Origin of the sequence: Methylotenera versatilis 7 (assembly GCF_000799165.1) — a bacterium.
Classification (GTDB): Bacteria; Pseudomonadota; Gammaproteobacteria; order Burkholderiales; family Methylophilaceae; genus Methylotenera_A; species Methylotenera_A versatilis_A.
In genome coordinates, this window is the sequence record NZ_JUGF01000002.1 from 1,277,456 (window position 1) to 1,300,593 (window position 23,138).

Below are 23,138 nucleotides of genomic sequence, written 5' to 3' on the forward strand. Positions count from 1 at the left end.
TGGTTTGATCATATTTAATTTACTTCTTAAATTCATTTTGCCACAACACGTCTGGCACACCCGCTTCTTTATTCAATATGCGGCACAGCACAAATAATAAATCAGACAGTCGATTAATGTATTGCAAAGAGATATCCGTAATTTTTTCTTGGGCATTTAAGGTATGCATCTGCCGTTCGGCTCGCCTGCAAACGGTTCTGGCCAAATGGCAATAGGCTGCTGCACGACTGCCGCCTGGCAAGATGAATTCTTTTAATGGCGTCAGTGTATCGTTCCACTCGTCTAATATCGTTTCTAAAGCGGTGACACGTTCAGCTTTGATTAATGCATAACCAGGCATGCAAATCTCGCCGCCCATATCAAATAAATCGTGCTGTACACGGGTTAAGCAGGCATTGATTTTGGCAGAAACCGGTTCGGTTAGTAATAATCCAATCACCGAATTGAGCTCATCTACATCACCCATCGCCACCACACGCAAGCTATCTTTTGCAACGCGTGTCCCGTCACCCAGGCCCGTGGTACCTGCATCGCCCGTACGCGTATAAATTTTGCTCAGCCTATTTGCCATTTAAAATCCTATATAATTCAAGCATTATAAATCATCCAAACCTATTTCGATGACTTCACTTTCATTGAATAAGCTTCCTTTCAGCAGTAATAAACCCCCAATCGGCGTGTTTGATTCCGGTGTCGGCGGTATTTCAGTTTTAAAGCATATCCACGCCCTGTTGCCGCATGAAGATTTACTTTATGTGGCCGATAGCAAATACGCGCCTTATGGCAGCAAAACACCAGCAGAAATCACCGCACGTTGTTTTGAGATTGCCGATTTCTTAATCGCTAAAAACGCAAAAGCTTTAGTGGTTGCCTGCAACACGGCCACTGCGGCGGCGATTGATGCCATGCGTGCAAAATATGATTTACCGATTATTGGTATGGAACCAGCTGTAAAACCCGCGGCAGCTGCGACTAAAAGTGGCATTATTGGGGTGTTAGCAACGGTTGGAACGCTTAAAAGTGCGCAATTCGCAGCGTTATTGGAAAATTATGGGCGTAATGTAGAGGTAGTGACGCAAGCCTGTGTTGGTTTAGTGGAATGTATTGAGCGCGGTGAATTAACCAGCCAAAGTACACTTGAGCTGGTTCAGCAGTATTGCAAACCCTTGCTGGAAGAGGGCGCCGATACGATTGTTTTGGGTTGTACACATTACCCGTTTGTTCGGCCGCTGATCGAGCAAACAGTGGGGGCGGACGTTACATTGATTGATACTGGCGAGGCAGTGGCGAGGCATTTGCAAAAACGTTTGCTAGCGCTTAATTTGCTTGCTGATGCTAATGAAGGGAACCAGCTTTCTGAGATTACCTTTTGGACGAATAGCGAGATCGCTCAACCACAATTGATTATTAATCAGTTATGGGGGAAAGCCGCACCAGTGAATTTTCTATAACAGTGAATTGAATGCTGTGCCAGCCTAAAGCTGTTTTGTGCGTTAGCGCACAGAGCAGTTTTTTTTGCAGGCTCATAATGATTGCAAGAAGAGTCTAATAGATTTTTGCTATTAACTTCTACCTTGCTGATTTATTCACATTAATGGAGGTTTTGCCATGATTAAAAAAACATTAACGACCTTACTTGCCGTCATGTTTCTTGCTGGAACGGCAGCTGTCATTTCTGGCTGTAATACTGTTGAGGGTGCGGGTAAAGATATTGAAAAAGGTGGCGAAGCAATTAAAGACAAAGCCAACGAACATAAATAGCTTTAGTTACAACGGCGCATCACAAGTAGTCGGCTGATTGGTAGATTAATTGAAAATTTTAATTAATCTACCATGTTGATGCTTGGATTTAACCAGTAATTAGCAGTATTTAGTGATGTTTTACGTGTTCGCCCGCTTTTAATGTGTACTTAGTTCCGCAGTAAGGACATGTTGCGTGTCCTGTTGCGGCAATATCTAAAAATACACGCGGATGGCTTGCCCAAAGCGCTACTTCTTTAGTGGGGCAGTGCAAGGGCAAGTCTTTTGCGGTGACTTCAAACTCTTTCTTATCAGACATTTAGATGCTTTCTGTTGGTTAAACTAACGTTAACCAATCTGCATGTTTAGCAGATTTTCCCGTTACCACATCAAAGAATAGTTTTTGCAATTGTTTTGTCACTGGGCCAGCGGTACCAGCGCCGATATTGCGACGATCCAGTTCACGGATTGGGGTGACTTCTGCTGCCGTACCAGTAAAGAACGCTTCATCTGCTGAATATACTTCATCGCGTGTGATGCGCTTCTCAATTACTTGTAAACCAATTTCGCCAGCTAATTGAACAATCGTGTCGCGAGTAATGCCTTCCAACGCAGAGGTTAAATCTGGCGTGTAAAGTTTGCCGTTACGCACGATAAAAATGTTCTCGCCTGAACCTTCAGCTACAAAACCATCTACGTCCAATAACAACGCTTCATCGTAACCATCTTGCGCCGCTTCTTGGTGCGCTAAGATAGAGTTCATGTAATTGCCATTGGCTTTGGCTTTACACATGGTGATGTTCACATGATGGCGTGAGAATGAAGAGGTTTTAACGCGGATGCCGTTATCAAGCGCTTCTTGACCCATATAGGCGCCCCATTTCCAAGCGGCAACGATTACATGTGTAGACAGGGTTTTAGCAGAAATGCCCATCGCTTCAGCGCCGTAAAACGCCATTGGGCGCATATAAGCGGATTCTAGATTGTTTTCGCGAACAGCAGCTTTTTGCGCTTCCATCATCTCTTCTTTAGTGAATGGCATAGTCATACCCAAGATATGCGCACTTCTAAACAAACGGTCTGTATGTTCTTTCAAACGGAAAATCGCAGTGCCTTTGTCGGTTTTGTATGCACGCACGCCTTCAAATACACCCATGCCATAGTGCAAAGTGTGAGTCAGTACGTGAGTGGTGGCATCGCGCCAATTGACCATTTTGCCGTCATACCAAATAACGCCGTCGCGGTCTGCCATACCGCCAGAAGTTGCTGCTGGGTTTGCCATACTTTTCCTTAAAGCTCTCAATTTTGCAAAACCATTATTGTAAACTAAAGGGCGAACTTATCTATGCATGTTAAAATCAAAATGTTGAATAAATACAGTGTTTAATTGGAGTTTTAGTGATGAAAAAATTATTGTGGGCTGGCTTGGTTTTGTTTTTAAGCGCATGTAACCCAAATGCCCAGACAAGTACAGGTAATAATGCCAGTGGCTTTGTGGGTACCGATATTACCGGCGCGGATTTTCCTAAGCCCTTGGCTTTGACTGATCACAACGGTAACCCGCGCACCATGAGCGATTTTAAAGGCAAAGTAGTGACGCTATTTTTTGGCTACACACATTGTCCTGATGTGTGTCCAACGACGATGAGCGACTTAAAACAAACCATGAAATTGCTGGGTGATAAAGCTGACCAAGTGCAGGTGCTTTTTGTAACAGTAGACCCGCAACGTGATACACAGCAAATTTTAGCGCAATTTGTACCATCGTTTGACCCACGTTTTATTGGCTTATGGGGTAATTTGCAAGAGACAGCTGAAACATTGGGTAACTTTAAAATATATTATTCAAAAGTAGATGGTAAAATCAAAGGTGATTACACGGTTGACCACAGCGCAGGTATGTATGTGTTTGATAAAACAGGAAAAATAAGACTTTATTTAGATTATGGTCAAAAGCCGGTTGATATTGCGAGTGATTTAACTAAGTTAATGTAAGCGGAAATATAGAACTTAAATTAATGTAAAAAGGGGCGGTCAGCCCCTTTTTTTATACTAGTTAGCCGGAGGCGTACCATATTGGTTATCGCCGGATTCACCAGGTTGGACGAGTAAATAAATCATGTATATCCAGCCTAATATGGGGATGATCCATATTAATTGCATCCAGCCACTTTTGTTTAAATCATGCAATCTACGTGAGCCAACGGCAAGTGAAGGCAGTAAAGTGGCTAACGAAAAGAGCCAGGAAACACCGCTGCTAACAGCTTCTAATAATAACGACACGATTAGGCAAAATAGCGCAAACCACCAAAACTCCGGACGTTTGGCGCGCCCTGAAAAATCTGCATACTTAGCAAAACATAGCTTGATTGAATCAGTAAAAGACATGACTTACTCCCCCTTTTTTATATTGAGCAACGAAGATTGCGTTACCAAGCTAACATAAAATACCAGATGGGTAAAACCACCTGCGGGCAAAATTACATGCGGTGCAATTGTGGCGATAAAGTTTTTAATTCTTTTTCTGCCAATTTATAGTTGGGAAACAAGCTTTCTACCACTGCCCAAAATTTGGCCGAGTGATTCATTTGTTTTAAATGCGCTAGTTCGTGGCAAATCACATAGTTAATAATGTGCGGTGGTGCTTGCAGCAAGCGCCAATTCAGCCGTACTTCACCGCGGCTATTGCAACTTCCCCAGCGCGATTTTGCATTAGATAATGTGAGCAGTGGGATTGGCACACCCAGTTTTGTGGCAAAAATTTCTAAGCGACGGCTAAAATCCAAACCTGCTTGTTTTTGATACCATTGAATGACTTTACGCTGGATGAGCGTCTGATTATCGGGCGTTGGTGTCGCTAAAGTCAGCGTGTTTGCATCAAACACAGGTGCTTTATTACTTGGATTTTTCACAATACTTAACTGAATATCCTGGCCTAAATATAGCAAATGCTCACCATTCATCCAGTTAATCGCATCAACTTGGTTCGCCGCTCGCGCTTGCAGTTTGTTGATGATCCAACCGGATTTTTCCTGCAAAATCTGATTTAACTGAAAAGCAAAAATACGTTTTGGCGCATGCACTACCAAGCCATCGGCGGTAATCTTTAAACCCACCGTGCGGCGCTGACGATGTTCTAATAAATACGGAATCGTTTCGCCGTTGGCTAAAGTTAATACTTGGTTCGCCATGTTTAAAATGTGCTGTTTAAAACAGGCATTTCAGCCTCAATCCACGTTTCAGTTAATTGATTTACCGCATCGGCTTTTAGGCCTGCGGTTTGGATTGCTGGTCCAATATGGATTTGAATCACGCCCGGTTTTTTGATAAAACCATTCTTAGGCCAGAACTCACCTGCATTGTGGGCTACTGGTACAATTTGCGTGTTGGTGTGCGTTGCGAGCCATGCGCCGCCAATATGATATTTGCCGCGTTCGCCCGGTGATTTTCGCGTGCCTTCGGGGAAAATCACTACCCACAAGCCTTTATTCAATCTGTCTTTACCAATAGATACTAATTTCTTTAACGCTTCACGACCTGCGCTGCGATTAATCGCAATGGGCGAACTCATGGCTAAACCCCAGCCAAAAATAGGAATCCACAATAATTCACGCTTCATCACATAAGACTGCTCTGGGAATATCGCCTGAAAAGCCAATGTTTCCCAGGCGGATTGGTGCTTGGATAAAATGATGCTGGGCGTGCTGGGCATATTCTCTAAGCCGCTGATTTTATGCGTGATATTGCAAGTGATACGTAACCACCAAATCATGCTGCGTGCCCAGCCGGAGATTAAATAATTCCGCGTGATGGGATTAAACGGTAAGGCCAGCAGCGCAACAAGGGTGAAAATAGGCGCAGTGATAACCTGGCCTAAAAAAAACAATGCAGAGCGTAAAAATAACATTATCTTAATCGTGTTCTAAAATTACTTAAGCAAACTACTTATGCATGCTCTGCAATAATATGCTGCACCGCTTCAGCTAAGTCGGCAAAAACCAAGGTGTTTTTTGGCAGCGCTTTGTCGGGTGATTGTCCTTGTATCAGCGTGTCTTCACCTTTGCCAGTGCGTACCAATATCGGCTTGCAGCCTGCGTCCGCAAACGCTTTTAAATCGCGATACGCATCGCCGACGCCAAAGACTTCATTCAGTTCTACAGAAAATCGACGGCCAATATCTTCTATCATGCCGGTTTTAGGTTTACGACAGTTGCAGTGATCGTCCGCCGCATGCGGACAGTAAAACAATGCGTCTATACGGCCGCCGACAAGTGCTAAAGCGCGATGCATTTTGTCGTGAATGCTGTTCAGCGTGACCATATCAAACAAGCCACGCGCAATGCCAGATTGATTCGTCGCTAAAGCTACGCGAAAACCTGATTGGTTGAGCAACGCAATGGCCTCTAGGCTGCCGGCTATTGGAATCCACTCATTTGGACTCTTGATGAAATTGGCGGAATCAAGATTAATGACACCGTCTCTATCTAAAATGACCAGTTTCACGTTTACCTGCCTATCGTTTTAATTTGCCAGCTTAGATAAATCTGCAACGCGATTCATTGTTTGGTGCAATATTGCCAATAAACCTAAGCGGTTTGTTTTTAGCGCAGCATCGTCCGCATTTACCATTACGTTATCAAAGAAATCATCCACTGGTGATTTTAATGCCGCTAAAGCCTTAAGCGAACCAGTGTAATCGCCACTTTCAAACAGCTTATCTGCCTCTGGTTTTACTTTACTTAATGCTGCATTTAATGCAATTTCTGCGGGTTCTTGTAATAGGCCTGTATTCACTTCAGCCTTTACTTCGTCTTCTACTTTTTTCAAGATATTGCCAACACGTTTGTTTGCAGCGGCCAGAGCGGGGGCTTCTGCTAGCGTTGAGAATGAACGAACCGCTTCTAGTTTTGGCGGAATCTCACTCAATTTATCTGGTGCTAAAGACAACACAGCTTCAACTTCTTGTGGGCTAGCGCCTTGGTCGCGTAAATTGACACTTAATCGATCAAAACAGAATTCCTGAATTGCGCTGACAACCGCTTGATTGCTATCGAAGTGTTTAGCAACACCTTCCACCAGAGCGCCGAACGAGAATGGCAGTTTTGCATCTATCAACATTCTAATAATTCCTAACGCCTGCCGACGTAAGGCGAAAGGATCTTTGTCCCCTGTTGGTTTTTCACCTATGCTGAATAAACCTACTAAGGTCTCTAATTTATCTGCCAAAGCCACACAAATACCTACTTGATTGCGTGGTAAGTCATCACCCGCAAAGCGCGGCTTATAGTGGTCTTCAATCGCAAAAGCTACATCGTTATCCAAACCTTCTTGCTGTGCGTAATAACGCCCCATAATGCCTTGTAGCTCTGGAAATTCGCTCACCATATCGGTCACTAAGTCAGCTTTTGAAAGTTTTGCTGCGAGTTCTGCTTTAACAATCAAGCTTGTATCAGCTAATTTAGACGTTACAATCGAGCTCGCTATTTGACCTGCAATTTTAACGACACGTTGATTGCGTTCACCTTGGCTACCCAATTTATTGTGGTAAACCACTTTATCTAAACCCGCAATACGGCTTTCCAGTGTCTTTTTACGGTCTTGATCAAAGAAGAATTTTGCATCCGCCAGTCGCGGACGCACAACGCGCTCATTGCCGCCAATTACTGCGCTGGGGTCGGCTGGATTAATGTTAGAAACGATTAAAAACTTGTTGGTCAGTTTGTTATTAGCATCTAAAAGCGGAAAGTATTTTTGATTCGCTTTCATGGTTAAAATTAAACATTCCTGCGGTACTTCCAGGTAAATCTCTTCAAATTGGCCAAGCAACACATTTGGGCGTTCTACTAAAGCAGTTACTTCATCCAGCAATGCGTCATCTTCGATCGGCTTCAGATTTTGTTTGGCAGCGGCGGCGTTTAACTGGCGGGCGATTTCAGCTTTTCTGCTAACAAAACTTGCTATAACAGCACCATCGTCTAATAATTGTTTTTCATAACTATCTGCATTGTTAATGGTAATAAGTGGCTGTTTTGCTTCAAAACGGTGACCTTGTGTTGTGTTGCTGGCATTTAACCCCAGCGTGTTTACAGGCACAATTGTTTCACCATGTAACGCAACCAAGCTATGCGCGGGGCGTACAAATTTCACGCTTTCCCAGCCAGGGTTATCTGTGTTGCTATGCAATTGGTACGTCATCACTTTGGGAATCGGCAGTTTTGCCAGCGCTTCTTCTATCGCTTTTTGCAAAGCATCTTTTAAGCTTGCGCCAGCTTGCAACACGTCCAAAAACAGTACGTTATTTTCATTTTTAAGCTGAGAAACTGCGCTTTCGCCTGCACCTAAGACTTGCAGTTTTTTAAGTAAAGCCAGACTAGCATTACCGTTGGCATCCAAACCCACATTGGCAGGCATCAGTTTTTGTGAGATTTGTTTATCTGCGCCTTTTTCAGAAATGGCAGTAATGTGCGCCGCCAAACGGCGCGGTGTCGCATAGGCGGTCACGATAGAGTTTTCTGCCGTTAAGCCTTGTGCTTTAAGTGAATCAAACAGGCTGCTGCTGAATGATTCCCCCAGCTTATTCAAAGCTTTGGGCGGTAGTTCTTCTACAAATAATTCTATTAATAAGTTTTTTACTGACATTTTTAATCCGTTAACTTCACTCATTTATCATTCTTGCCTTGTTCATGGCTCCAGCAAAAATGGCATTTTTTTAATTATTAAGCTGCTTTTTTCGCTGACTCTAACTTGACTAGACTGGCCAGCACCTCATCGGCCCAGTTTTTCGGTGCCAACGGGAAACCAAGTCTGGCGCGACTATCAAGATAACTGGCAGCAACAGCGCGGGCGATGTTGCGGATTTTTCCGATATAAGCGGCGCGCTCGGTCACGCTGATTGCGCCACGCGCATCCAGCAAGTTAAATGTGTGCGCGGCTTTTAGTACTTGTTCATAAGCAGGCAGAGCAAGTTTTTGTTCAACCAGATTTTGTGCCTGTTTTTCATGTGCAGTAAATGCGGTAAACAGGAAATCAACGTCTGAATGCTCAAAGTTATAAGTTGATTGTTCCACCTCATTTTGATGGAATACATCGCCGTATTTCACGTTTTCAGAATACTGCAGATCGTAAACGCTATCGACGCCCTGTAAATACATGGCCAAACGCTCTAAACCGTAAGTGATTTCGCCGGTGATGGGTTTGCAGTTAATGCCGCCCACTTGCTGAAAATAAGTAAATTGCGTGACTTCCATGCCGTTGAGCCAGACTTCCCAGCCTAAACCCCACGCGCCTAAAGTCGGATTTTCCCAATCGTCCTCTACAAAGCGGATGTCATTTTGTTTTAAATCGAAACCCAATGCTTCAAGTGAGCCCAAATACAGCTCTAGAATATTCGCCGGTGCGGGTTTTAATACCACTTGATACTGGTAATAATGTTGCAAGCGGTTTGGGTTTTCGCCGTAACGACCATCTTTTGGGCGACGGCTTGGCTGCACGTAGGCGGCTTTCCACGGTTCTGGCCCAAGTGCGCGCAAAAAAGTGCCCGTGTGTGAAGTGCCTGCGCCGACTTCCATATCATACGGTTGCAGTAGGGCACAGCCTTGCTTATCCCAATATTGTTGTAGGGTTAGAATGATTTGCTGGAAGGTTAGCACCATGATGAGTATTGCTTAAACGAAAAGTCTGATTTTACCTTAGAAAACTTCTTTTTCGCCAAACTAGGTTGGTCAAAACCGCAAAACACAACACAATAAACGGCCAATTACCCCAGCGCACATAAGGAGTACTACCACTGTAGCCTTGGGCTTGTACATTCAGCGTTGTCTGAATATCGTGCGGCACGTGTGCAATTACATAGCCATGTGCATCAATTGCAGCGGTTGCGCCAGTATTGGTGGCTCGCAACATCATTCTGCCAGTTTCAAGTGCACGCGCTTGGCTGAATTGCATATGTTGATCTGCCGCGTAAGATTGGCCATACCATGCATCGTTGCTAATGTTGGCTAAGAGTGTTGCTGTAGGCAGCTGGCGGATGATTTCTTCACCAAAAACGTCTTCATAACACACATTTATCGCGACCTTTTGCTTGCCTAATTGCATGGGTGTTTGGTACGCGCCGCCGCGTGACAAATCGCTTAATGGCATATTGAGCCAATCGCGGTAAATCCAGCCAAATACTTGTTTTAATGGAATAAACTCACCAAATGGCACTAAGTGATTTTTGGCGTAGCTTTGGGTGGGCGCAGTGCCAAAGCTGAATGCGCTGTTAAAGTATTCATCCGTTTTTTCATTTAATTCGACCATACCGACAATGACGTCGCCATTATTTTGCTTGGCATGATTGGTTAATGCGTCAGTGATACTGGCATCAATTCGGCTGGAAATAACAGGCAGCGCGGTTTCTGGCAGAACAATTAATTGCGCTTTGCTTTGTTTTACCATGTTGATATACGTGTTAATGGTATTTTGCGCGGTATCGGCTGACCATTTTGTATCTTGTGCAATATTGCCTTGAATCAGCGCTGCGCTAATCGGCTCGCCGATTGGAGTTGTCCACTCGACTGTTTTTAACAAGCCGCCAGCAACTAATATTAAGACTAAAGATGCGATTGCGTTGCGTTTGCAAATGGCAGAAAAATTAGCTTGTGCTAACCAAGATGCAATAATTGCAGCGACCAGCGCGGTAATAACCGATACGCCATACACGCCGATAATCGGCACATAGCCTGCTAATGGGCTATGTGGCACCTGGCTGTAACCTAAAGTTAACCATGGAAATCCTGTGAAAATCCAGCTGCGGATCCAATCCGACAATCCCCACAGAATAGGCGCGCTAATCACTAAAAAGCCCAGACGTTTACTCAAGTAGCCAACTGCGCCCACAAACAGCGCCATAAAGGCGCACAGGCAAAAAGTGGAAAAGCCGGCAAACCACCACGGCATACCGCCGAAATCATGCAGGCTGATATAAATCCAATAGATCCCAACGACATATAAACCTAAACCATATTGAAAGCCCAGTTTAAAAGCAGATTTGGCCGAGTCTGTTTTAAACCATAAAAAAATCAACCCGATTAAAGATAATATAGCGGCTGGGAATACATAAAAAGGTGCAAATGCCAGTACGGCGAAAGCGCCCAACAAATAGGGGATAGCAAAACGAAACCGTGTGAAAATTTGCATTGTTTGAGCTGATTAAAAATATGAATAGCGCATTGTAATCAAATTAGCATTATTTATGGCACTACATGACAAAACGTTGACAACGATGCTAGCTTAGACCTATATTGCTCTTGCGATACAAGCTTGCTTTAATTTACTTTGGGAGAAAATATAATGAGTATGACATCAGAATTTAAGGACTTTATTAGTAAGGGCAACGTGATGGACCTGGCAGTGGGTGTCATCATCGGTGCGGCTTTCGGCAAGATTGTAGATTCGATGGTGAACGACATTATTATGCCAATCGTGGGTAAGATTTTTGGCGGCTTGGATTTTAGTAATATGTACATTCCACTTAATGGTCAAGAACTCGGCTTGGCTTTGGTTGAGGCGAAGAAAGCCGGTGCGGTATTGGCTTATGGTAATTTTATTACCGTGGTATTAAATTTTATTATTCTGGCTTTTATCATTTTCCAAATGGTGAAAATGGTGAATCGCCTGAAAAGGGCAGAACCGCCTGCTGCGCCAGTCGCGACGCCAGATGACATTTTATTACTGCGTGAAATTCGCGATGCACTAAAAAAATAACTTACTAATATAGATCATCAATAATAAAAAAGGACGCATATGCGTCCTTTTTTATTGGCTAAGACAAAGTGAAAGTATTCATCACATCTCAGGCTTGCCAGGCAACTCATAAGCTTGCCCATCATCTCTTTCACTGCCATCGTTATTTAAAAATACCACTTGCACCACTTTTTCATCAATAAAATCCAACTCTGTGGTTTGATAATAAGTGCCGTCGGCTGCGGTGTTAATGTTGTGATACTGCCAAATCGAAGCCACTACCCGGCCTGAGTCTTTCAATTTAATATCATCTGCTCTGGCAGGTTCGCCGAATTGTTCAATAATTTGGGCTTTGGTAAAGTTATTAATCGCATCCACAAATTCTTTTTCACTGATGGGGATTTCTGTTGATTGCGTAAGTGGCAGTTGTACTAATGGGCTTTCTGCCAATTGCGCCGGCACATCTTCAGATAGCGGCATTATTATCGCTTCGTCAGCATCTTCAGCAAAAGCAGCCACAGGCAACATTATTTGCATGGATAACAAAAGAGTGATGAATAACTTGTTCATATTAAGATTCTCTAACAGTTTTATTAAGAGGTTAAAGCTTATTATCTAGTTCAACATGCCGCACTCAACGAATGCGAATTAGCTCAATGTTAAGTTGACTCAATAGGGAAAGGCTCATCTGGCAACACCTCTACCAAGATAGAGTGTAAGCGCCTGCTATCGGCACGTATCACGGAAATGCTTAAATTCCCAATAACGATGTGATCGCCGCGCTTGGGTAAATGACCAAAATTATTCACCACTAACCCACCAATGGTTGAGTACTCTTCATCACTTAATTGTGTGCCTAACGCTTCGTTAAAATCGGCAATTTCGGTGAGTGCTTTAACGCGGTAATGACCTTGTGCATCTTTAATGATATTGTCTTCGTCTTCGTCGTAGTCGTATTCATCTTCGATATCGCCGACGATTTGTTCCAGCACATCTTCGATCGTGACCATGCCGGCTACACCGCCGTATTCATCCACCACAATGGCGATATGGTTGCGATTGCTGCGAAACTCTTTGAGTAAAATATTTAAACGTTTGGACTCCGGAATGAACACCGCAGGGCGCAACATATCGCGCACTTCAAAATCTTCGCCTGCGTAATAGCGCAATAAATCTTTGGCTAACAGAATGCCAATCACATCGTTTTTATCATCTTCAATGACCGGGAAACGTGAGTGCGCGGTTTCGATGACGTGTGGAATAAAGGTTTCGGGCGGATCAGTGATGTCGATGACATCCATTTGCGAGCGTGGAATCATGATGTCGCGCACTTGCATCTCGGACACTTGCAGCACGCCTTCTATCATGGCGAGTGAGTCTGCATCCATTAAATGATTTTCATACGCACCATGCAACAGCTCAACAAGCTGCTCACGATCTTCTGGTTCGCGTAGCAAGAAATTGCTCAGGCGTTCTAATAAACTGGGTTTGTTGCTTGGCTTACTATTGGTGGGTTTGTTGCTTAAATTTTCCGACTCACTGGCCATTAAGGCGTCCTACATAACAAGATAGGGGTTAGCATAACCTAATTTGCCTAAAATAGAAATTTCTAAGCTCTCCATCAATACAGCTTGCGGCTCAATTTCGTGGTCATAACCATGCAAATGTAACATGCCATGTACGGTTAAATGTGCATAATGTGCTTCCAGCGATTTTTGTTGGAATTGCGCTTCAGATTCAACCACAGGCGCGCAAATGATAATGTCACCCATTAAAAAAGGCGTTTCAGTCAACGGAAAAGTCAGTACATTAGTTGCATAATCTTTACCACGATACATACTGTTCAATTCACGACCTTCTTGCTCATCTACCAGTCGAATGGTCACTTCGGTATCGACATTGATTGCTGCTTTTGCCCATTTTTGGAATTGTTTCTTAGTGGGTAGATCAGCGCGCTGAGATTCGTATTGAATGGTGATGTTGAGTTTAGGCATGATTTCGGGCTTAGATTTATAACGTGGTTTGTCATCTGTTTGAACTGTTTAGATTATATAATTAAACCATGATGCAAAATATGACGATTACAGAATTTTTAGCCCAACATTTACAAGGCGAACATAGTGCCGCGCTGACTGCAATGTTGAGCGATATTGCACATGCGGTTAAGCAAATTGCAGTCGTAATCGATGCAGGCGCAATTGCTGGCAATATGGGTAGCTTGGCAACTGAAAGTGTTCAGGGTGTAAATGTGCATGGTGAAGTGCAGAAAACTTTGGATGTGCTGACCAATGATATATTTGTCGAGGCAATCCAGAAAAGTGGTTACGTCGCAGGTATGGTTTCGGAAGAGGTGGTTGATCCAATTAAATCAATGGTAAAAAACGGTCAATACTTGCTGTGTTTTGACCCCTTAGATGGTTCATCCAATGTCAATGTGAACATTTCGGTTGGTACGATATTTTCCGTATTAAAAGCCCCAAACAGTCAACCTGAATTAGCAGATTTTTTACAAGCGGGCACAGAGCAAATTTGCGGCGGTTATGCTTTGTATGGCACTTCGACCATGCTGGTATTCACCACTGGCGACGGTGTAAATGGATTTACACTAGATAAGAAAACCAATACATTTTTGTTAACACATCCGCAGATGCAAATTCCGCAAAATACTACGGAATTTGCGATTAACATGTCCAACTACCGCTTTTGGCAAGAACCTGTACAGCGTTATGTTGATGAGTGTCTGCAAGGCACGGAAGGCGAGCGCGATAAAGATTTTAATATGCGCTGGGTCGCATCGATGGTGGCGGAAGTACACCGCATACTGGTGCGTGGCGGTATATTTATGTATCCAAGTGACGCAAAAGCCAGGATGGGAAAGCTGCGTTTAATGTATGAGGCAAACCCGATGAGTTTTATTGTGGAGCAGGCGGGCGGTGGCTCTAGTACAGGTTTGCAGCGGGTGCTGGAAGTAAGTCCAACGGGTATTCATCAACGTGTGCCGATTATGCTGGGTAGCAAAAATGAGATAGACAGAATTGCCAGCTATCACCAGAAAAAATCAAAACGTAAATAATATTGGTTTAAAGTTGGGTATATTTTAGGGTTAAGTTAACCTAAAAATATACCCAAAATTTTATCTTAATTAGCTGCTTTGCAAATGGCGATAAATTCCTCTGCGGATAATGAAGCGCCTCCAATTAACCCGCCATCCACATCTGGCATGGCAAATAGTTTTTTAGCATTATTGGCTTTGATACTGCCGCCGTAGATGATACGCACATGGTCAGCAGCTTCGCTATTGCGCCTGGCAATACGATTGCGAATAAACTCATGAACTGCTTGCGCTTGTTCTGGTGTGGCTGTTTTGCCTGTTCCCACTGCCCATACCGGTTCGTAGGCAAATACCATATTCACTTGCATGGCAACGGAAAAATTCTCATCGCTCAATGTTGCCATCACCGCATCCATTTGACTGGCAACAATCACCTCCGTTAAGCCGGCGTCATGCTCGGCCAAAGTTTCACCCACACACAATATCGGTGTTAAGCCTGCTTTAATCGATGCGTCAAATCTGGCAGCAGCGGTTAAATTGGTTTCATGAAATAGTACGCGCCGTTCAGAGTGGCCAAGCAGCACATAAGTGCAGCCTAAATCCGTTAACATATGTGCGGCAACTGCGCCGGTAAAAGCGCCTTTTTCAAACTGATTGACGTTTTGCCCGCCCCAGGCGATTTTGCTATCGCCCAATAGTTCGCGCGCCTGAAAAAGATAGGGTGTGGGTGGGCATATAACATAATCGGCCCGATTAAACTCACTTAAGCCTTTAACGATGTCGGCTAGCAAGCGTTGGTTACTGGATAAATCGCCATGCATCTTCCAGTTGCCGACCACCAGTTTGCGACGTTTATTTTGTGTAGCGGTCATTATTTGGCACCGTTCTTAGCGTCAGCTATATTTTTGACGATAGCATTCAATTCGCCGCTTTTGTAGCGTTCAGCCATACGCTCACAAGAAATGGGTTTGATTTTATTGGCATAACCGGCAGAGCCAAATGCTTCATAACGTGCGATACAAATATCCCGCATCGCGACGGTTGCTGCGGTTAAAAACTTTCGGGGGTCAAATTCTTTTTTATGCTGATCAAAAAACTGGCGGATTGCGCCACTGGATGCCATGCGTAAGTCGGTGTCAATGTTCACCTTTCGTACGCCGTATTTAATGCCCTCAACGATTTCTTCTACTGGTACGCCATAGGTCTCGCCCATATCGCCGCCGTAAGCATTGATGATTTTTAGCCATTCTTGCGGCACGGAAGATGAGCCGTGCATGACTAAATGCGTATTTGGAATGCGTGTGTGAATCTCTTTAATGCGTTGAATTGAAAGCGTTCTTCCGGTTGGCGGTTTGCTGAATTTATAAGCGCCATGCGATGTGCCAATGGCAATTGCCAGCGCATCCACGCCTGTTTGATGCACAAAGTCAGCCGCTTCTTCTGGGTCGGTTAATAGTTGAGATTGGTCTAAAACACCTTCAGCACCAGAGCCATCTTCTTCTCCCGCCATGCCTGTTTCCAGTGATCCAAGCACGCCTAATTCACCCTCCACCGAGACACCAATGGCATGTGCAAATTCTACGATTTTTTTGGTGGTGTCTACGTTGTATTGATAGTTAGATGGCGTTTTGGCGTCTTCCATTAATGAACCATCCATCATCACGCTGGAAAAACCTGAACGCATGGCTTGAATACAAACAGCGGGCGTGTGGCCGTGATCCTGATGCATCACGACTGGAATATGTGGATAAGACTCAATGGCGGCTAACACTAAATGTCGCAAAAATGCTTCACCTGCATATTGACGTGCCCCAGCGGAGCCTTGCAAAATAACAGGGCTGTTAGTCGCATCTGCGGCCTGCATAATGGCATGCACCTGCTCCATATTGTTCACATTGAATGCGGCAATACCATAGCTGTGTTCAGCCGCGTGGTCTAATAATTGACGTAATGAAACGAGTGCCATGATTTCCTCTATCGGTTTTAAAGGTTAAGTAATTGTTTGCATTTTGTGCGTAATACGGTTTGAGCTACTAAACAGATTAATTTTGTTAATGTGTTTTAAGTGTCATTATTACTATAAAAACAGGCCTAAAATTTAGCGTGATGTGTCATTTTGCTTAAATTCGTAATCCTCATAAGCATTGATGATTTTTTGTACTAATGGGTGGCGAACGACATCGGCGGATAAAAAATGCGTCATAGCAATGCCTTTGACGTCTTTCAGGATTTTTTGCGCTTCAACCAAGCCGCTTTTTTGGTGTCGTTGCAAATCGATTTGCGTCACATCACCTGTAACGACCGCTTTGGTGCCAAAACCAATGCGGGTTAAAAACATCTTCATTTGTTCTGGCGTGGTGTTTTGTGCTTCATCCAGAATAATAAAGCTTTGATTCAGCGTTCTACCGCGCATATAAGCCAGTGGCGCAACTTCAATAGCGCCGCGCTCAAACATTTTATTCACTGTGTCGTAACCGGCTAAATCATATAATGCGTCATACAAAGGGCGTAAGTAAGGGTCTACTTTCTGATTTAAGTCACCTGGTAAAAAGCCCAGTTTTTCGCCAGCCTCAACCGCTGGGCGTACTAATACAATACGTTTTACACGGTCACGCGTCATCGCATCGACTGCACTGGCAACAGCTAAATAGGTTTTACCTGTACCTGCGGGGCCAATACCGAAAGTGATATCGTGATCCTGAATTTGCTGTAAGTAAGTAACTTGGCGCGGTGTGCGGCCATGTAAATCGCCGCGGCGCGTCATTAAAACAGGCATGTTGCTAGTGGCGACATCTTCTGGTTTTAGTTTGTCGATTTCAACCAAACCTAATTGCACATCCTCTAGCTCAAGCGGTTTTTTTGCGCGGACGTAGAAATTTTCTATCATCTGCGCGGCCATTCTGGTGTTGTCTAATTTTCCACTAATATTAAACGTACCGCCACGGCGATTAATATTCACCTCAAGGGCGGTTTCAATCTGCTTGATATTTTCATCTAATGCGCCGCAAAGGTTGGCCAGACGCGCGTTGTCTTCAGGTTGTAGCGTAATTTCCATGGTTAATTCTTATCCGATTAATTCGCCTTGCAATCGTTTTGGGTTGGATACATCGGTGATTTTAACGTTCACAAAGGTATTAATTAAATCATCGCTGCCAGCAATATCCACCACACGATTATTGTCCGTCTTTCCCGCTAATAAGTCAGCATGTTTACGCGAAGCGCCGTCAATCAACACGCGCTGTATGCTGCCTAACATGCCGCGACTGATGACATCACCTTGCGCTTCGTTAATCGCCTGCAGTTTGCTTAAACGCGCTAATTTAATATCTTGCGGCGTGTCATCTTTAATAAATGCGGCTGGTGTACCCGGACGAGGGCTGTATAAAAAGCTAAAGCTGTAATCAAAACCAACGTCTTGCATCAGCTTTACCGTGGCTTCAAAGTCAGTTTCTGTTTCACCGGGGAAACCCACAATAAAATCAGAAGTAAATGTCAGGTTTGGACTAGCCGTTTTTAATTTTCGGATAATCGATTTGTATTGCAATGCCGTGTAGTTGCGCTTCATCGCCATCAATATACGATCTGAGCCCGCTTGCACTGGCAAGTGCAATTGAATCGCCAGTTTCGGCACATTGGCAAAACAATCAATTAACCGTTGATTCATTTCGTTAGGGTGGCTAGTGGTAAAACGGATGCGCTCGATTTGTGGAATCTCTGCAATCGTTTCAATCAACATCGCTAAATCGGCCTCAACATCATCGTATTCGGCACGATAAGCATTTACATTCTGGCCGAGCAGGGTAATTTCTTTTACACCTAAATCTGCCAACTGCACCGCTTCCAGCAAAATTGCATCAAATGGTCGTGATACTTCTTCGCCGCGAGTGTAAGGCACCACACAAAAACTGCAATATTTACTACAACCTTCCATGATGCTTAAAAACGCGGTCACACCTTCCACGCGCGGCGGTGGTAGGTGGTCGAATTTTTCAATTTCCGGGAAGGTAATATCTACCTGTGATTTTCCGCTAGATTGGGAATTTTTAATCATCTCAGGCAAACGGTGTAAGGTTTGCGGGCCAAAAACCACATCCACATAAGGCGCGCGCTTGATGATGTTGTCGCCTTCTTGCGACGCGACGCAACCACCTACGCCAATAACTAAATTAGGATTTTTTGCTTTAAGTGGAATAAACCGGCCAAGATGGCTGAACACTTTTTCTTCGGCTTTTTCGCGCACAGAGCAAGTGTTGAGCAAAATCACATCTGCTTCATCCACATTGTCAGTTTGCGTCATACCGTTATCTGCATGCAACATGTCAGCCATGCGTGATGAATCGTATTCGTTCATCTGGCAACCAAAGGTTTTAATGAAGACTTTTTTTGGCAAAGTTTTGGCTAAATCTGGATTCTGTTTAATATCGTTCAAGAGTTTAAATTCATGCAAATCAAAGCATAATTTTAGCGTATTTGAGTAGTAGCAGGTAAAATAGGATTAACGTCTTTAAAGTCATTCCCATGCAAGCATTACCCATCTTTTTTAATATTATTAATCGTCATTGTGTTGTGATTGGTGGTGGAGATGTCGCTGCCCGTAAAGTTACCATGCTGCTTAAAGCGCATGCTGCAGTCACTTTATATTCTCCTGAAATCTGTGCTGAATTGCGTGAAATGGCAGACGCAGGTCAGATTCGTTATGTGCAAACGTTTTTTGAGGAATCACAGCTAAAAAACGCTTGTTTAGTCATTGCGGCTACAGATGACGTAGCGGTTAATGTTGCCGTTTCAGTTGCTGCAAAAGCACAGAATATCCCGGTTAATGTTGTAGATGCGCCTGATTTATGCACCTTTACCATGGGCTCGATTATTGATCGCAGCCCAGTGGTTATTGCGATTTCATCTGAAGGCAATGCGCCAGTTCTTGCACGCTATATTCGTACCAAAATTGAAACCATGTTACCTGCCGCTTATGGCCGCATTGCTGCCATCGCAGGTGAGTTTCGTGAGCAAGTGAAGGTTAAGTTTGCTACAACACAATTGCGCCGTCGCTTTTGGGAAGGCGTGTTGCAAGGCCCGATGGTAGAACGTGTATTGTCCGGGCAAGAGCAGGCCGCGCGTGAGTTGTTGCAGAGTATCTTAAATGATGCTGACGCAACCGCCAATAAGGGCGAAGTGTTTTTAGTTGGCGGTGGCCCTGGTGACCCGGATTTACTGACATTTAGAGCGTTAAGACTGATGCAGCAATGCGATGTCTGCGTATACGATAAGTTAGTCAGTCCAGAAGTGATGGAGCTGGTACGACGCGATGCAGAGCTGATTTATGTGGGCAAATCACGCGATCAGCATACGATGCCACAAGAGGAAATTAACGAATTGCTTGCTAAATTAGCTTTGGCTGGTAAGCGTGTGCTGCGCTTGAAAGGAGGCGACCCGTTTATTTTTGGGCGTGGAGGAGAAGAAATTGAAACGCTCATGCAGCATGGCGTACCGTTTCAGGTCGTGCCTGGCATTACTGCCGCAAATGGCGTTTCCAGCTATGCAGGTATTCCATTAACACATCGTGATTATGCCCAAGCTTGCCTATTTATTACGGGACATCTCAAAGACGGTACTTTAGATCTGGATTGGGTCGCGATGTCACGTCCGCATCAAACCGTGGTTATTTACATGGGATTGGTTGGATTAAAAGAAATTTGCGAAAAACTGATTGAGCATGGCGTACCAGCGACAATGCCTGTTGCAGTGGTACAACAAGGTACCACACAGCGCCAGAAAGTTGTGACGGCTACCTTGGCCGATTTAGCCGCAAAAGTAGCCTTAGCCGAAATGAAACCGCCGTGCCTGACAATTGTTGGGGAAGTTGTCCGATTGCGCGAAAAATTGAATTGGTTTAATGTCTGACGGGTTTGTTCAGGCTCATAGGTTAAAAATGACATATGCAACAAAGGCATTCAAGAAAATTAACGATATCTCGTACCACCCCAGCGAAAATCAATGTATTACTTTTGGAGTCTGACGCCAACTACGCCCTATCACTAAAACAAGTGATAGAAAGCAGTTTGCCAGTGGATGTGACTATCGTGCGCACCGCGGTAGTGGCAAGACGATTGCTGGAGAAAGAGCCAAATCATTTTTTTCTCAGCATTACCAGTGTACTGAATCTGGATTCATCGGCTTTTGAGAAGATTGATTTACTAGACGAGTTTAATTTGCCCGTGATTGCCATCGTGCATGAGTATGAAGATGAAATGCGGGATCAACTGATTAAGCGAAATGTCATTGATTATGTGCTTAAAGGTAACAAGTTTGATCGCCGATATATTTGCGATCTAATATCCAGGGTACATAAAAATAGCAGCATTAAAGTTTTAGTCGTCGATGACTCGAAAGTTTCACGTTTTATTGTTGCGCGCGAATTAGCCTTGCAAAAGTTCCAAGTGCAACTTGCCAATGATGGTGTTGAGGCAATCGCCAGATTAAAAGAAAACCCTGATATTAAGCTGGTTTTAGTGGACAACCAAATGCCACAAATGGACGGATATACTTTTACGGCGCAAGTGCGCGAAATGTATAGCAAAGATGAGTTGGTTATTATTGGTATTTCCGGTTCGGCAGATCCGCGGCTGGCAGTTAAGTTTTTAAAAGCAGGCGCAAACGATTTTATTGCCAAACCTTTTAATTATGAAATGTTGTTGTGCCGTATCACACAAAATCTGGATATGTTAGACGCGATTAGCATGGCAAAAAGAATATCCAATACCGATTTTTTAACTGGCTTATATAACCGCCGTTACTTTTTTGAGTATGGTAATAAACTGTTCGAAACGTTTGAGATGCAATCTTCAGCGCCAGCATTAACGGTGATGATGATGGATATTGATTTCTTTAAAAGGATTAATGACAAGTTTGGGCACGATACTGGTGATGAGGTGATTAAAAATTTTGCCAGTATTCTGCAAAAATATTTTGCTGATGATGTTATTGCGCGTATTGGCGGTGAGGAGTTTGCCGTCATTAGCCAATCTACTCAATATTCAGATAGTTTCGATTATATTAATCAATTTAGGCTTGCCGTTGCAAATCAAACAATGCTGATTAAACAAGAAAAGTTGCGCTACACTTGCAGCATTGGCGTGACGACAGTATTAGGCCGTGATTTAGATGAGATGGTTGTACAAGCAGACAACTATTTATATCAGGCCAAATATGCCGGGCGTAATCAGATATCGGGTAATTTGACGCAAAGCAATCAAAGTTAACTGAATTATGGCAGTTGGATTATTGTTGTATTGGCAGGGTTAGCCTTGCTTCCAATCCGCCTTCTGGTCGATTAATCAACTCCAAGCTACCACGATGCAGTTTGGCAATACGATTGCAAATGGCCAAACCTAAGCCGCTTCCACCTTCGTTTTTATTGCGGGCATTATCCATGCGTTCAAACGGGCGAAGCAATCTTTCTGCGTGTTCTGGCGGAATGCCCGGGCCGTTATCCAGTACGCTAATCACAATTTTTTCAGCAGTAATCTTACTGACTACTTCAACATCGCCTTTAGAGTACGCATAAGCGTTGCCTACCAAGTTATCCAGTAATCGCTGCATGGCCAATGGGCGCAAAGGGATGAAATATGTTGAGGTCAGTTTTAGTTTTAGATTACGCCCCGCACGTGCCTGACGTTCGGATAAAGCGTGCAATAAACCGTTAATATCCATCATTCTGGTCGGCTCGCCTTCGACACCGCGCACAAAATCTAAAAACTGATGAATGATATTATCCATATCGGCAATGTCTTCAATCATGCCGGCTTTCATATAGTTGGAATTCTCGGGCAGCATTTCTACTGCTAGCCTTAACCGTGCAAGCGGGGTACGAATGTCATGTGAAACGCCAGCCAACAATAGTGTGCGTTCATTATCTAGGCGCACTAGAGAGTCGGCCATTTCGTTAAAAGTACGGCTTACATCGCGTAGCTCATCAACACTGTCTTCAGGCAGGCGCGGTGCTGGTTCACCATTACGCAATCTGTCCGCTGCATGCACCAATAAATTAAGCGGTCGATTAATGCGCGCAGCAATCAAATAAGCACCTAGCAATGACAGTAAGCCAACCACGGCTCCCCAACCCAGCCAATGCCAAGGGAAAGGTCTGTCCACTTGGATTTTTGGAATGACTACCCAAAAATCATCCAGCTCTACATTGAAGCTAATCCATAAACCGGGGATGCCATAGTGATTTACCGTAATAATGGTTTCTACGCCTAAACGTTCGCGGATTTTTTCGGCAATCAGATTGATAAAAGGATCGTCAGGCAGCGGCTCAATGTCTTCTAGAAAATCAGCTGCATATACACGCACGCCCTCACGGCCAGATAGTTCGGATAATAGAGCCAGACGGCGATTTTCATGTGAGGCGATGAGTGAGGCGCGAGTGTAGTTGACGATGGTAACTGCCTGCAAAGCCGCAGTGGTTGCGCGCGGCTCGCGATCAAAATAATCAAAAATTTTAAGCGATGCGTAAATGCTTACCGCCAATAACAGGGCGATAAGCAACATTAAGCGAGAAAGCAATCTGCGGGGTAAAAGTCTCAATGCGGACGCTTTAAAAATTGATGATGGGAGTTGTGAC

25 protein-coding genes are annotated in these 23,138 nt (G+C 44.0%); 7 read left to right on the top strand and 18 right to left on the bottom strand.

Features of this window, described 5'->3' with window-relative positions; translation table 11 throughout:
- Positions 1-19: 19 nt before the first annotated feature.
- Positions 20-571, bottom strand: a complete 552-nt coding sequence (locus tag K370_RS10235; protein ID WP_047541329.1) for a cob(I)yrinic acid a,c-diamide adenosyltransferase — start codon at positions 569-571, stop codon at positions 20-22.
- A gap of 49 nt (positions 572-620) precedes the next feature.
- Between K370_RS10235 and murI the strand changes: the two genes are divergently transcribed.
- Both murI and K370_RS11885 read left to right on the top strand, forming a co-directional pair.
- A complete protein-coding gene (murI, locus tag K370_RS10240; protein ID WP_047541331.1) occupies positions 621-1,451 on the top strand; it encodes a glutamate racemase in 831 nt (276 codons plus the stop codon).
- Positions 1,452-1,608: 157 nt separating this feature from the next.
- Positions 1,609-1,761, top strand: a complete 153-nt coding sequence (locus K370_RS11885; protein ID WP_052185231.1) for an entericidin A/B family lipoprotein — start codon at positions 1,609-1,611, stop codon at positions 1,759-1,761.
- 109 nt (positions 1,762-1,870) lie between these two features.
- Here the strand turns inward: K370_RS11885 and K370_RS10245 are convergent, their stop codons facing one another.
- Both K370_RS10245 and K370_RS10250 read right to left on the bottom strand, forming a co-directional pair.
- Positions 1,871-2,059 carry a zinc-finger domain-containing protein gene (locus K370_RS10245; RefSeq protein WP_047541332.1) on the bottom strand — a complete coding sequence of 63 codons (189 nt, stop codon included), beginning with the start codon at positions 2,057-2,059 and terminating at the stop codon, positions 1,871-1,873.
- Positions 2,060-2,077: 18 nt separating this feature from the next.
- Positions 2,078-3,022 (bottom strand): branched-chain amino acid transaminase, encoded by a 945-nt coding sequence (locus K370_RS10250; RefSeq protein WP_200883476.1) that lies wholly within the window; start codon positions 3,020-3,022, stop codon positions 2,078-2,080.
- A gap of 119 nt (positions 3,023-3,141) precedes the next feature.
- On the opposite strand from K370_RS10250, the gene K370_RS10255 reads away from it, so the two are divergent.
- The gene (locus K370_RS10255; RefSeq protein WP_047541334.1) at positions 3,142-3,735 is read left to right on the top strand and encodes an SCO family protein; all 594 of its coding nucleotides are present in this window, start codon (positions 3,142-3,144) and stop codon (positions 3,733-3,735) included.
- Between the two features lie 57 nt (positions 3,736-3,792).
- On the opposite strand, the gene K370_RS10260 is transcribed toward K370_RS10255, so the two are convergent.
- The 7 genes from K370_RS10260 to lnt form a co-directional block, all read right to left on the bottom strand.
- Complete coding sequence (locus tag K370_RS10260) at positions 3,793-4,128, bottom strand: DUF805 domain-containing protein (protein WP_047541336.1); 336 nt, start codon at positions 4,126-4,128, stop codon at positions 3,793-3,795.
- Between the two features lie 92 nt (positions 4,129-4,220).
- Positions 4,221-4,931: a M48 family metallopeptidase gene (locus tag K370_RS10265; RefSeq protein WP_047541337.1), complete on the bottom strand. Its 711-nt coding sequence runs from the start codon at positions 4,929-4,931 to the stop codon at positions 4,221-4,223.
- Between the two features lie 2 nt (positions 4,932-4,933).
- Positions 4,934-5,647, bottom strand: coding sequence for a lysophospholipid acyltransferase family protein (locus K370_RS10270; RefSeq protein ID WP_047541338.1), 714 nt, complete (start codon positions 5,645-5,647; stop codon positions 4,934-4,936).
- A gap of 38 nt (positions 5,648-5,685) precedes the next feature.
- Positions 5,686-6,243: a D-glycero-beta-D-manno-heptose 1,7-bisphosphate 7-phosphatase gene (gene gmhB / locus K370_RS10275; protein ID WP_047541340.1), complete on the bottom strand. Its 558-nt coding sequence runs from the start codon at positions 6,241-6,243 to the stop codon at positions 5,686-5,688.
- An 18-nt stretch (positions 6,244-6,261) separates the two neighbouring features.
- A complete protein-coding gene (gene glyS / locus K370_RS10280; protein WP_047541342.1) occupies positions 6,262-8,379 on the bottom strand; it encodes a glycine--tRNA ligase subunit beta in 2,118 nt (705 codons plus the stop codon).
- A gap of 77 nt (positions 8,380-8,456) precedes the next feature.
- Positions 8,457-9,389 carry a glycine--tRNA ligase subunit alpha gene (gene glyQ / locus K370_RS10285; protein ID WP_047541951.1) on the bottom strand — a complete coding sequence of 311 codons (933 nt, stop codon included), beginning with the start codon at positions 9,387-9,389 and terminating at the stop codon, positions 8,457-8,459.
- Positions 9,390-9,423: 34 nt separating this feature from the next.
- Positions 9,424-10,917: an apolipoprotein N-acyltransferase gene (gene lnt / locus K370_RS10290; RefSeq protein ID WP_047541344.1), complete on the bottom strand. Its 1,494-nt coding sequence runs from the start codon at positions 10,915-10,917 to the stop codon at positions 9,424-9,426.
- A 153-nt stretch (positions 10,918-11,070) separates the two neighbouring features.
- Here lnt and mscL point away from each other — a divergent pair, with 153 nt between their 5' ends.
- The gene (gene mscL / locus K370_RS10295; RefSeq protein ID WP_047541345.1) at positions 11,071-11,484 is read left to right on the top strand and encodes a large conductance mechanosensitive channel protein MscL; all 414 of its coding nucleotides are present in this window, start codon (positions 11,071-11,073) and stop codon (positions 11,482-11,484) included.
- An 81-nt stretch (positions 11,485-11,565) separates the two neighbouring features.
- Here mscL and K370_RS10300 read toward each other — a convergent pair whose 3' ends face one another.
- From K370_RS10300 to ybeY, 3 genes are all read right to left on the bottom strand, one after another.
- Entirely contained in the window at positions 11,566-12,033 is a 468-nt protein-coding gene (locus K370_RS10300; RefSeq protein ID WP_047541347.1) for a hypothetical protein, read from the bottom strand.
- Positions 12,034-12,122: 89 nt separating this feature from the next.
- Positions 12,123-13,010, bottom strand: coding sequence for an HlyC/CorC family transporter (locus K370_RS10305; RefSeq protein WP_047541348.1), 888 nt, complete (start codon positions 13,008-13,010; stop codon positions 12,123-12,125).
- A gap of 9 nt (positions 13,011-13,019) precedes the next feature.
- A complete protein-coding gene (ybeY, locus tag K370_RS10310) occupies positions 13,020-13,457 on the bottom strand; it encodes an rRNA maturation RNase YbeY (RefSeq protein WP_047541350.1) in 438 nt (145 codons plus the stop codon).
- Between the two features lie 68 nt (positions 13,458-13,525).
- On the opposite strand from ybeY, the gene K370_RS10315 reads away from it, so the two are divergent.
- The gene (locus K370_RS10315) at positions 13,526-14,536 is read left to right on the top strand and encodes a class 1 fructose-bisphosphatase (protein ID WP_047541352.1); all 1,011 of its coding nucleotides are present in this window, start codon (positions 13,526-13,528) and stop codon (positions 14,534-14,536) included.
- Between the two features lie 65 nt (positions 14,537-14,601).
- On the opposite strand, the gene tpiA is transcribed toward K370_RS10315, so the two are convergent.
- From tpiA to miaB, 4 genes are all read right to left on the bottom strand, one after another.
- A complete protein-coding gene (gene tpiA, locus K370_RS10320; RefSeq protein WP_047541354.1) occupies positions 14,602-15,387 on the bottom strand; it encodes a triose-phosphate isomerase in 786 nt (261 codons plus the stop codon).
- Positions 15,387-16,481, bottom strand: a complete 1,095-nt coding sequence (fba, locus tag K370_RS10325) for a class II fructose-bisphosphate aldolase (protein ID WP_047541356.1) — start codon at positions 16,479-16,481, stop codon at positions 15,387-15,389. The genes tpiA and fba overlap by 1 nt, the downstream gene beginning before the upstream one ends.
- 132 nt (positions 16,482-16,613) lie before the next feature.
- Positions 16,614-17,570: a PhoH family protein gene (locus tag K370_RS10330; RefSeq protein WP_047541357.1), complete on the bottom strand. Its 957-nt coding sequence runs from the start codon at positions 17,568-17,570 to the stop codon at positions 16,614-16,616.
- A gap of 9 nt (positions 17,571-17,579) precedes the next feature.
- On the bottom strand, positions 17,580-18,905 hold the full coding sequence (miaB, locus tag K370_RS10335) for a tRNA (N6-isopentenyl adenosine(37)-C2)-methylthiotransferase MiaB (protein ID WP_200883512.1): 1,326 nt from the start codon (positions 18,903-18,905) through the stop codon (positions 17,580-17,582).
- Positions 18,906-19,033: 128 nt separating this feature from the next.
- On the opposite strand from miaB, the gene cysG reads away from it, so the two are divergent.
- Complete coding sequence (gene cysG, locus K370_RS10340) at positions 19,034-20,416, top strand: siroheme synthase CysG (protein WP_047541359.1); 1,383 nt, start codon at positions 19,034-19,036, stop codon at positions 20,414-20,416.
- Between the two features lie 35 nt (positions 20,417-20,451).
- Complete coding sequence (locus K370_RS10345; protein ID WP_052185232.1) at positions 20,452-21,774, top strand: diguanylate cyclase; 1,323 nt, start codon at positions 20,452-20,454, stop codon at positions 21,772-21,774.
- A 19-nt stretch (positions 21,775-21,793) separates the two neighbouring features.
- Here the strand turns inward: K370_RS10345 and K370_RS10350 are convergent, their stop codons facing one another.
- On the bottom strand, positions 21,794-23,101 hold the full coding sequence (locus K370_RS10350) for a sensor histidine kinase (RefSeq protein WP_327036985.1): 1,308 nt from the start codon (positions 23,099-23,101) through the stop codon (positions 21,794-21,796).
- Between the last annotated feature and the right edge of the window lie 37 nt (positions 23,102-23,138).

What these genes read in the sequence shown, in the direction of transcription:
- K370_RS10300 (WP_047541347.1), bottom strand. Translation starts at nt 12,033, where the DNA reads ATGAACAAGTTATTCATCACTCTTTTGTTATCCATGCAAATAATGTTG.
- K370_RS10260 (WP_047541336.1), bottom strand. Translation starts at nt 4,128, where the DNA reads ATGTCTTTTACTGATTCAATCAAGCTATGTTTTGCTAAGTATGCAGAT.
- K370_RS10270 (WP_047541338.1), bottom strand. Translation starts at nt 5,647, where the DNA reads ATGTTATTTTTACGCTCTGCATTGTTTTTTTTAGGCCAGGTTATCACT.
- fba (WP_047541356.1), bottom strand. Translation starts at nt 16,481, where the DNA reads ATGGCACTCGTTTCATTACGTCAATTATTAGACCACGCGGCTGAACAC.
- tpiA (WP_047541354.1), bottom strand. Translation starts at nt 15,387, where the DNA reads ATGACCGCTACACAAAATAAACGTCGCAAACTGGTGGTCGGCAACTGG.
- mscL (WP_047541345.1), top strand. Translation starts at nt 11,071, where the DNA reads ATGAGTATGACATCAGAATTTAAGGACTTTATTAGTAAGGGCAACGTG.
- K370_RS10255 (WP_047541334.1), top strand. Translation starts at nt 3,142, where the DNA reads ATGAAAAAATTATTGTGGGCTGGCTTGGTTTTGTTTTTAAGCGCATGT.
- K370_RS11885 (WP_052185231.1), top strand. Translation starts at nt 1,609, where the DNA reads ATGATTAAAAAAACATTAACGACCTTACTTGCCGTCATGTTTCTTGCT.
- ybeY (WP_047541350.1), bottom strand. Translation starts at nt 13,457, where the DNA reads ATGCCTAAACTCAACATCACCATTCAATACGAATCTCAGCGCGCTGAT.
- K370_RS10345 (WP_052185232.1), top strand. Translation starts at nt 20,452, where the DNA reads ATGCAACAAAGGCATTCAAGAAAATTAACGATATCTCGTACCACCCCA.
- K370_RS10305 (WP_047541348.1), bottom strand. Translation starts at nt 13,010, where the DNA reads ATGGCCAGTGAGTCGGAAAATTTAAGCAACAAACCCACCAATAGTAAG.
- K370_RS10245 (WP_047541332.1), bottom strand. Translation starts at nt 2,059, where the DNA reads ATGTCTGATAAGAAAGAGTTTGAAGTCACCGCAAAAGACTTGCCCTTG.
- K370_RS10235 (WP_047541329.1), bottom strand. Translation starts at nt 571, where the DNA reads ATGGCAAATAGGCTGAGCAAAATTTATACGCGTACGGGCGATGCAGGT.
- glyS (WP_047541342.1), bottom strand. Translation starts at nt 8,379, where the DNA reads ATGTCAGTAAAAAACTTATTAATAGAATTATTTGTAGAAGAACTACCG.
- K370_RS10330 (WP_047541357.1), bottom strand. Translation starts at nt 17,570, where the DNA reads ATGGAAATTACGCTACAACCTGAAGACAACGCGCGTCTGGCCAACCTT.
- lnt (WP_047541344.1), bottom strand. Translation starts at nt 10,917, where the DNA reads ATGCAAATTTTCACACGGTTTCGTTTTGCTATCCCCTATTTGTTGGGC.
- murI (WP_047541331.1), top strand. Translation starts at nt 621, where the DNA reads ATGACTTCACTTTCATTGAATAAGCTTCCTTTCAGCAGTAATAAACCC.
- K370_RS10315 (WP_047541352.1), top strand. Translation starts at nt 13,526, where the DNA reads ATGATGCAAAATATGACGATTACAGAATTTTTAGCCCAACATTTACAA.
- K370_RS10265 (WP_047541337.1), bottom strand. Translation starts at nt 4,931, where the DNA reads ATGGCGAACCAAGTATTAACTTTAGCCAACGGCGAAACGATTCCGTAT.
- K370_RS10250 (WP_200883476.1), bottom strand. Translation starts at nt 3,022, where the DNA reads ATGGCAAACCCAGCAGCAACTTCTGGCGGTATGGCAGACCGCGACGGC.
- cysG (WP_047541359.1), top strand. Translation starts at nt 19,034, where the DNA reads ATGCAAGCATTACCCATCTTTTTTAATATTATTAATCGTCATTGTGTT.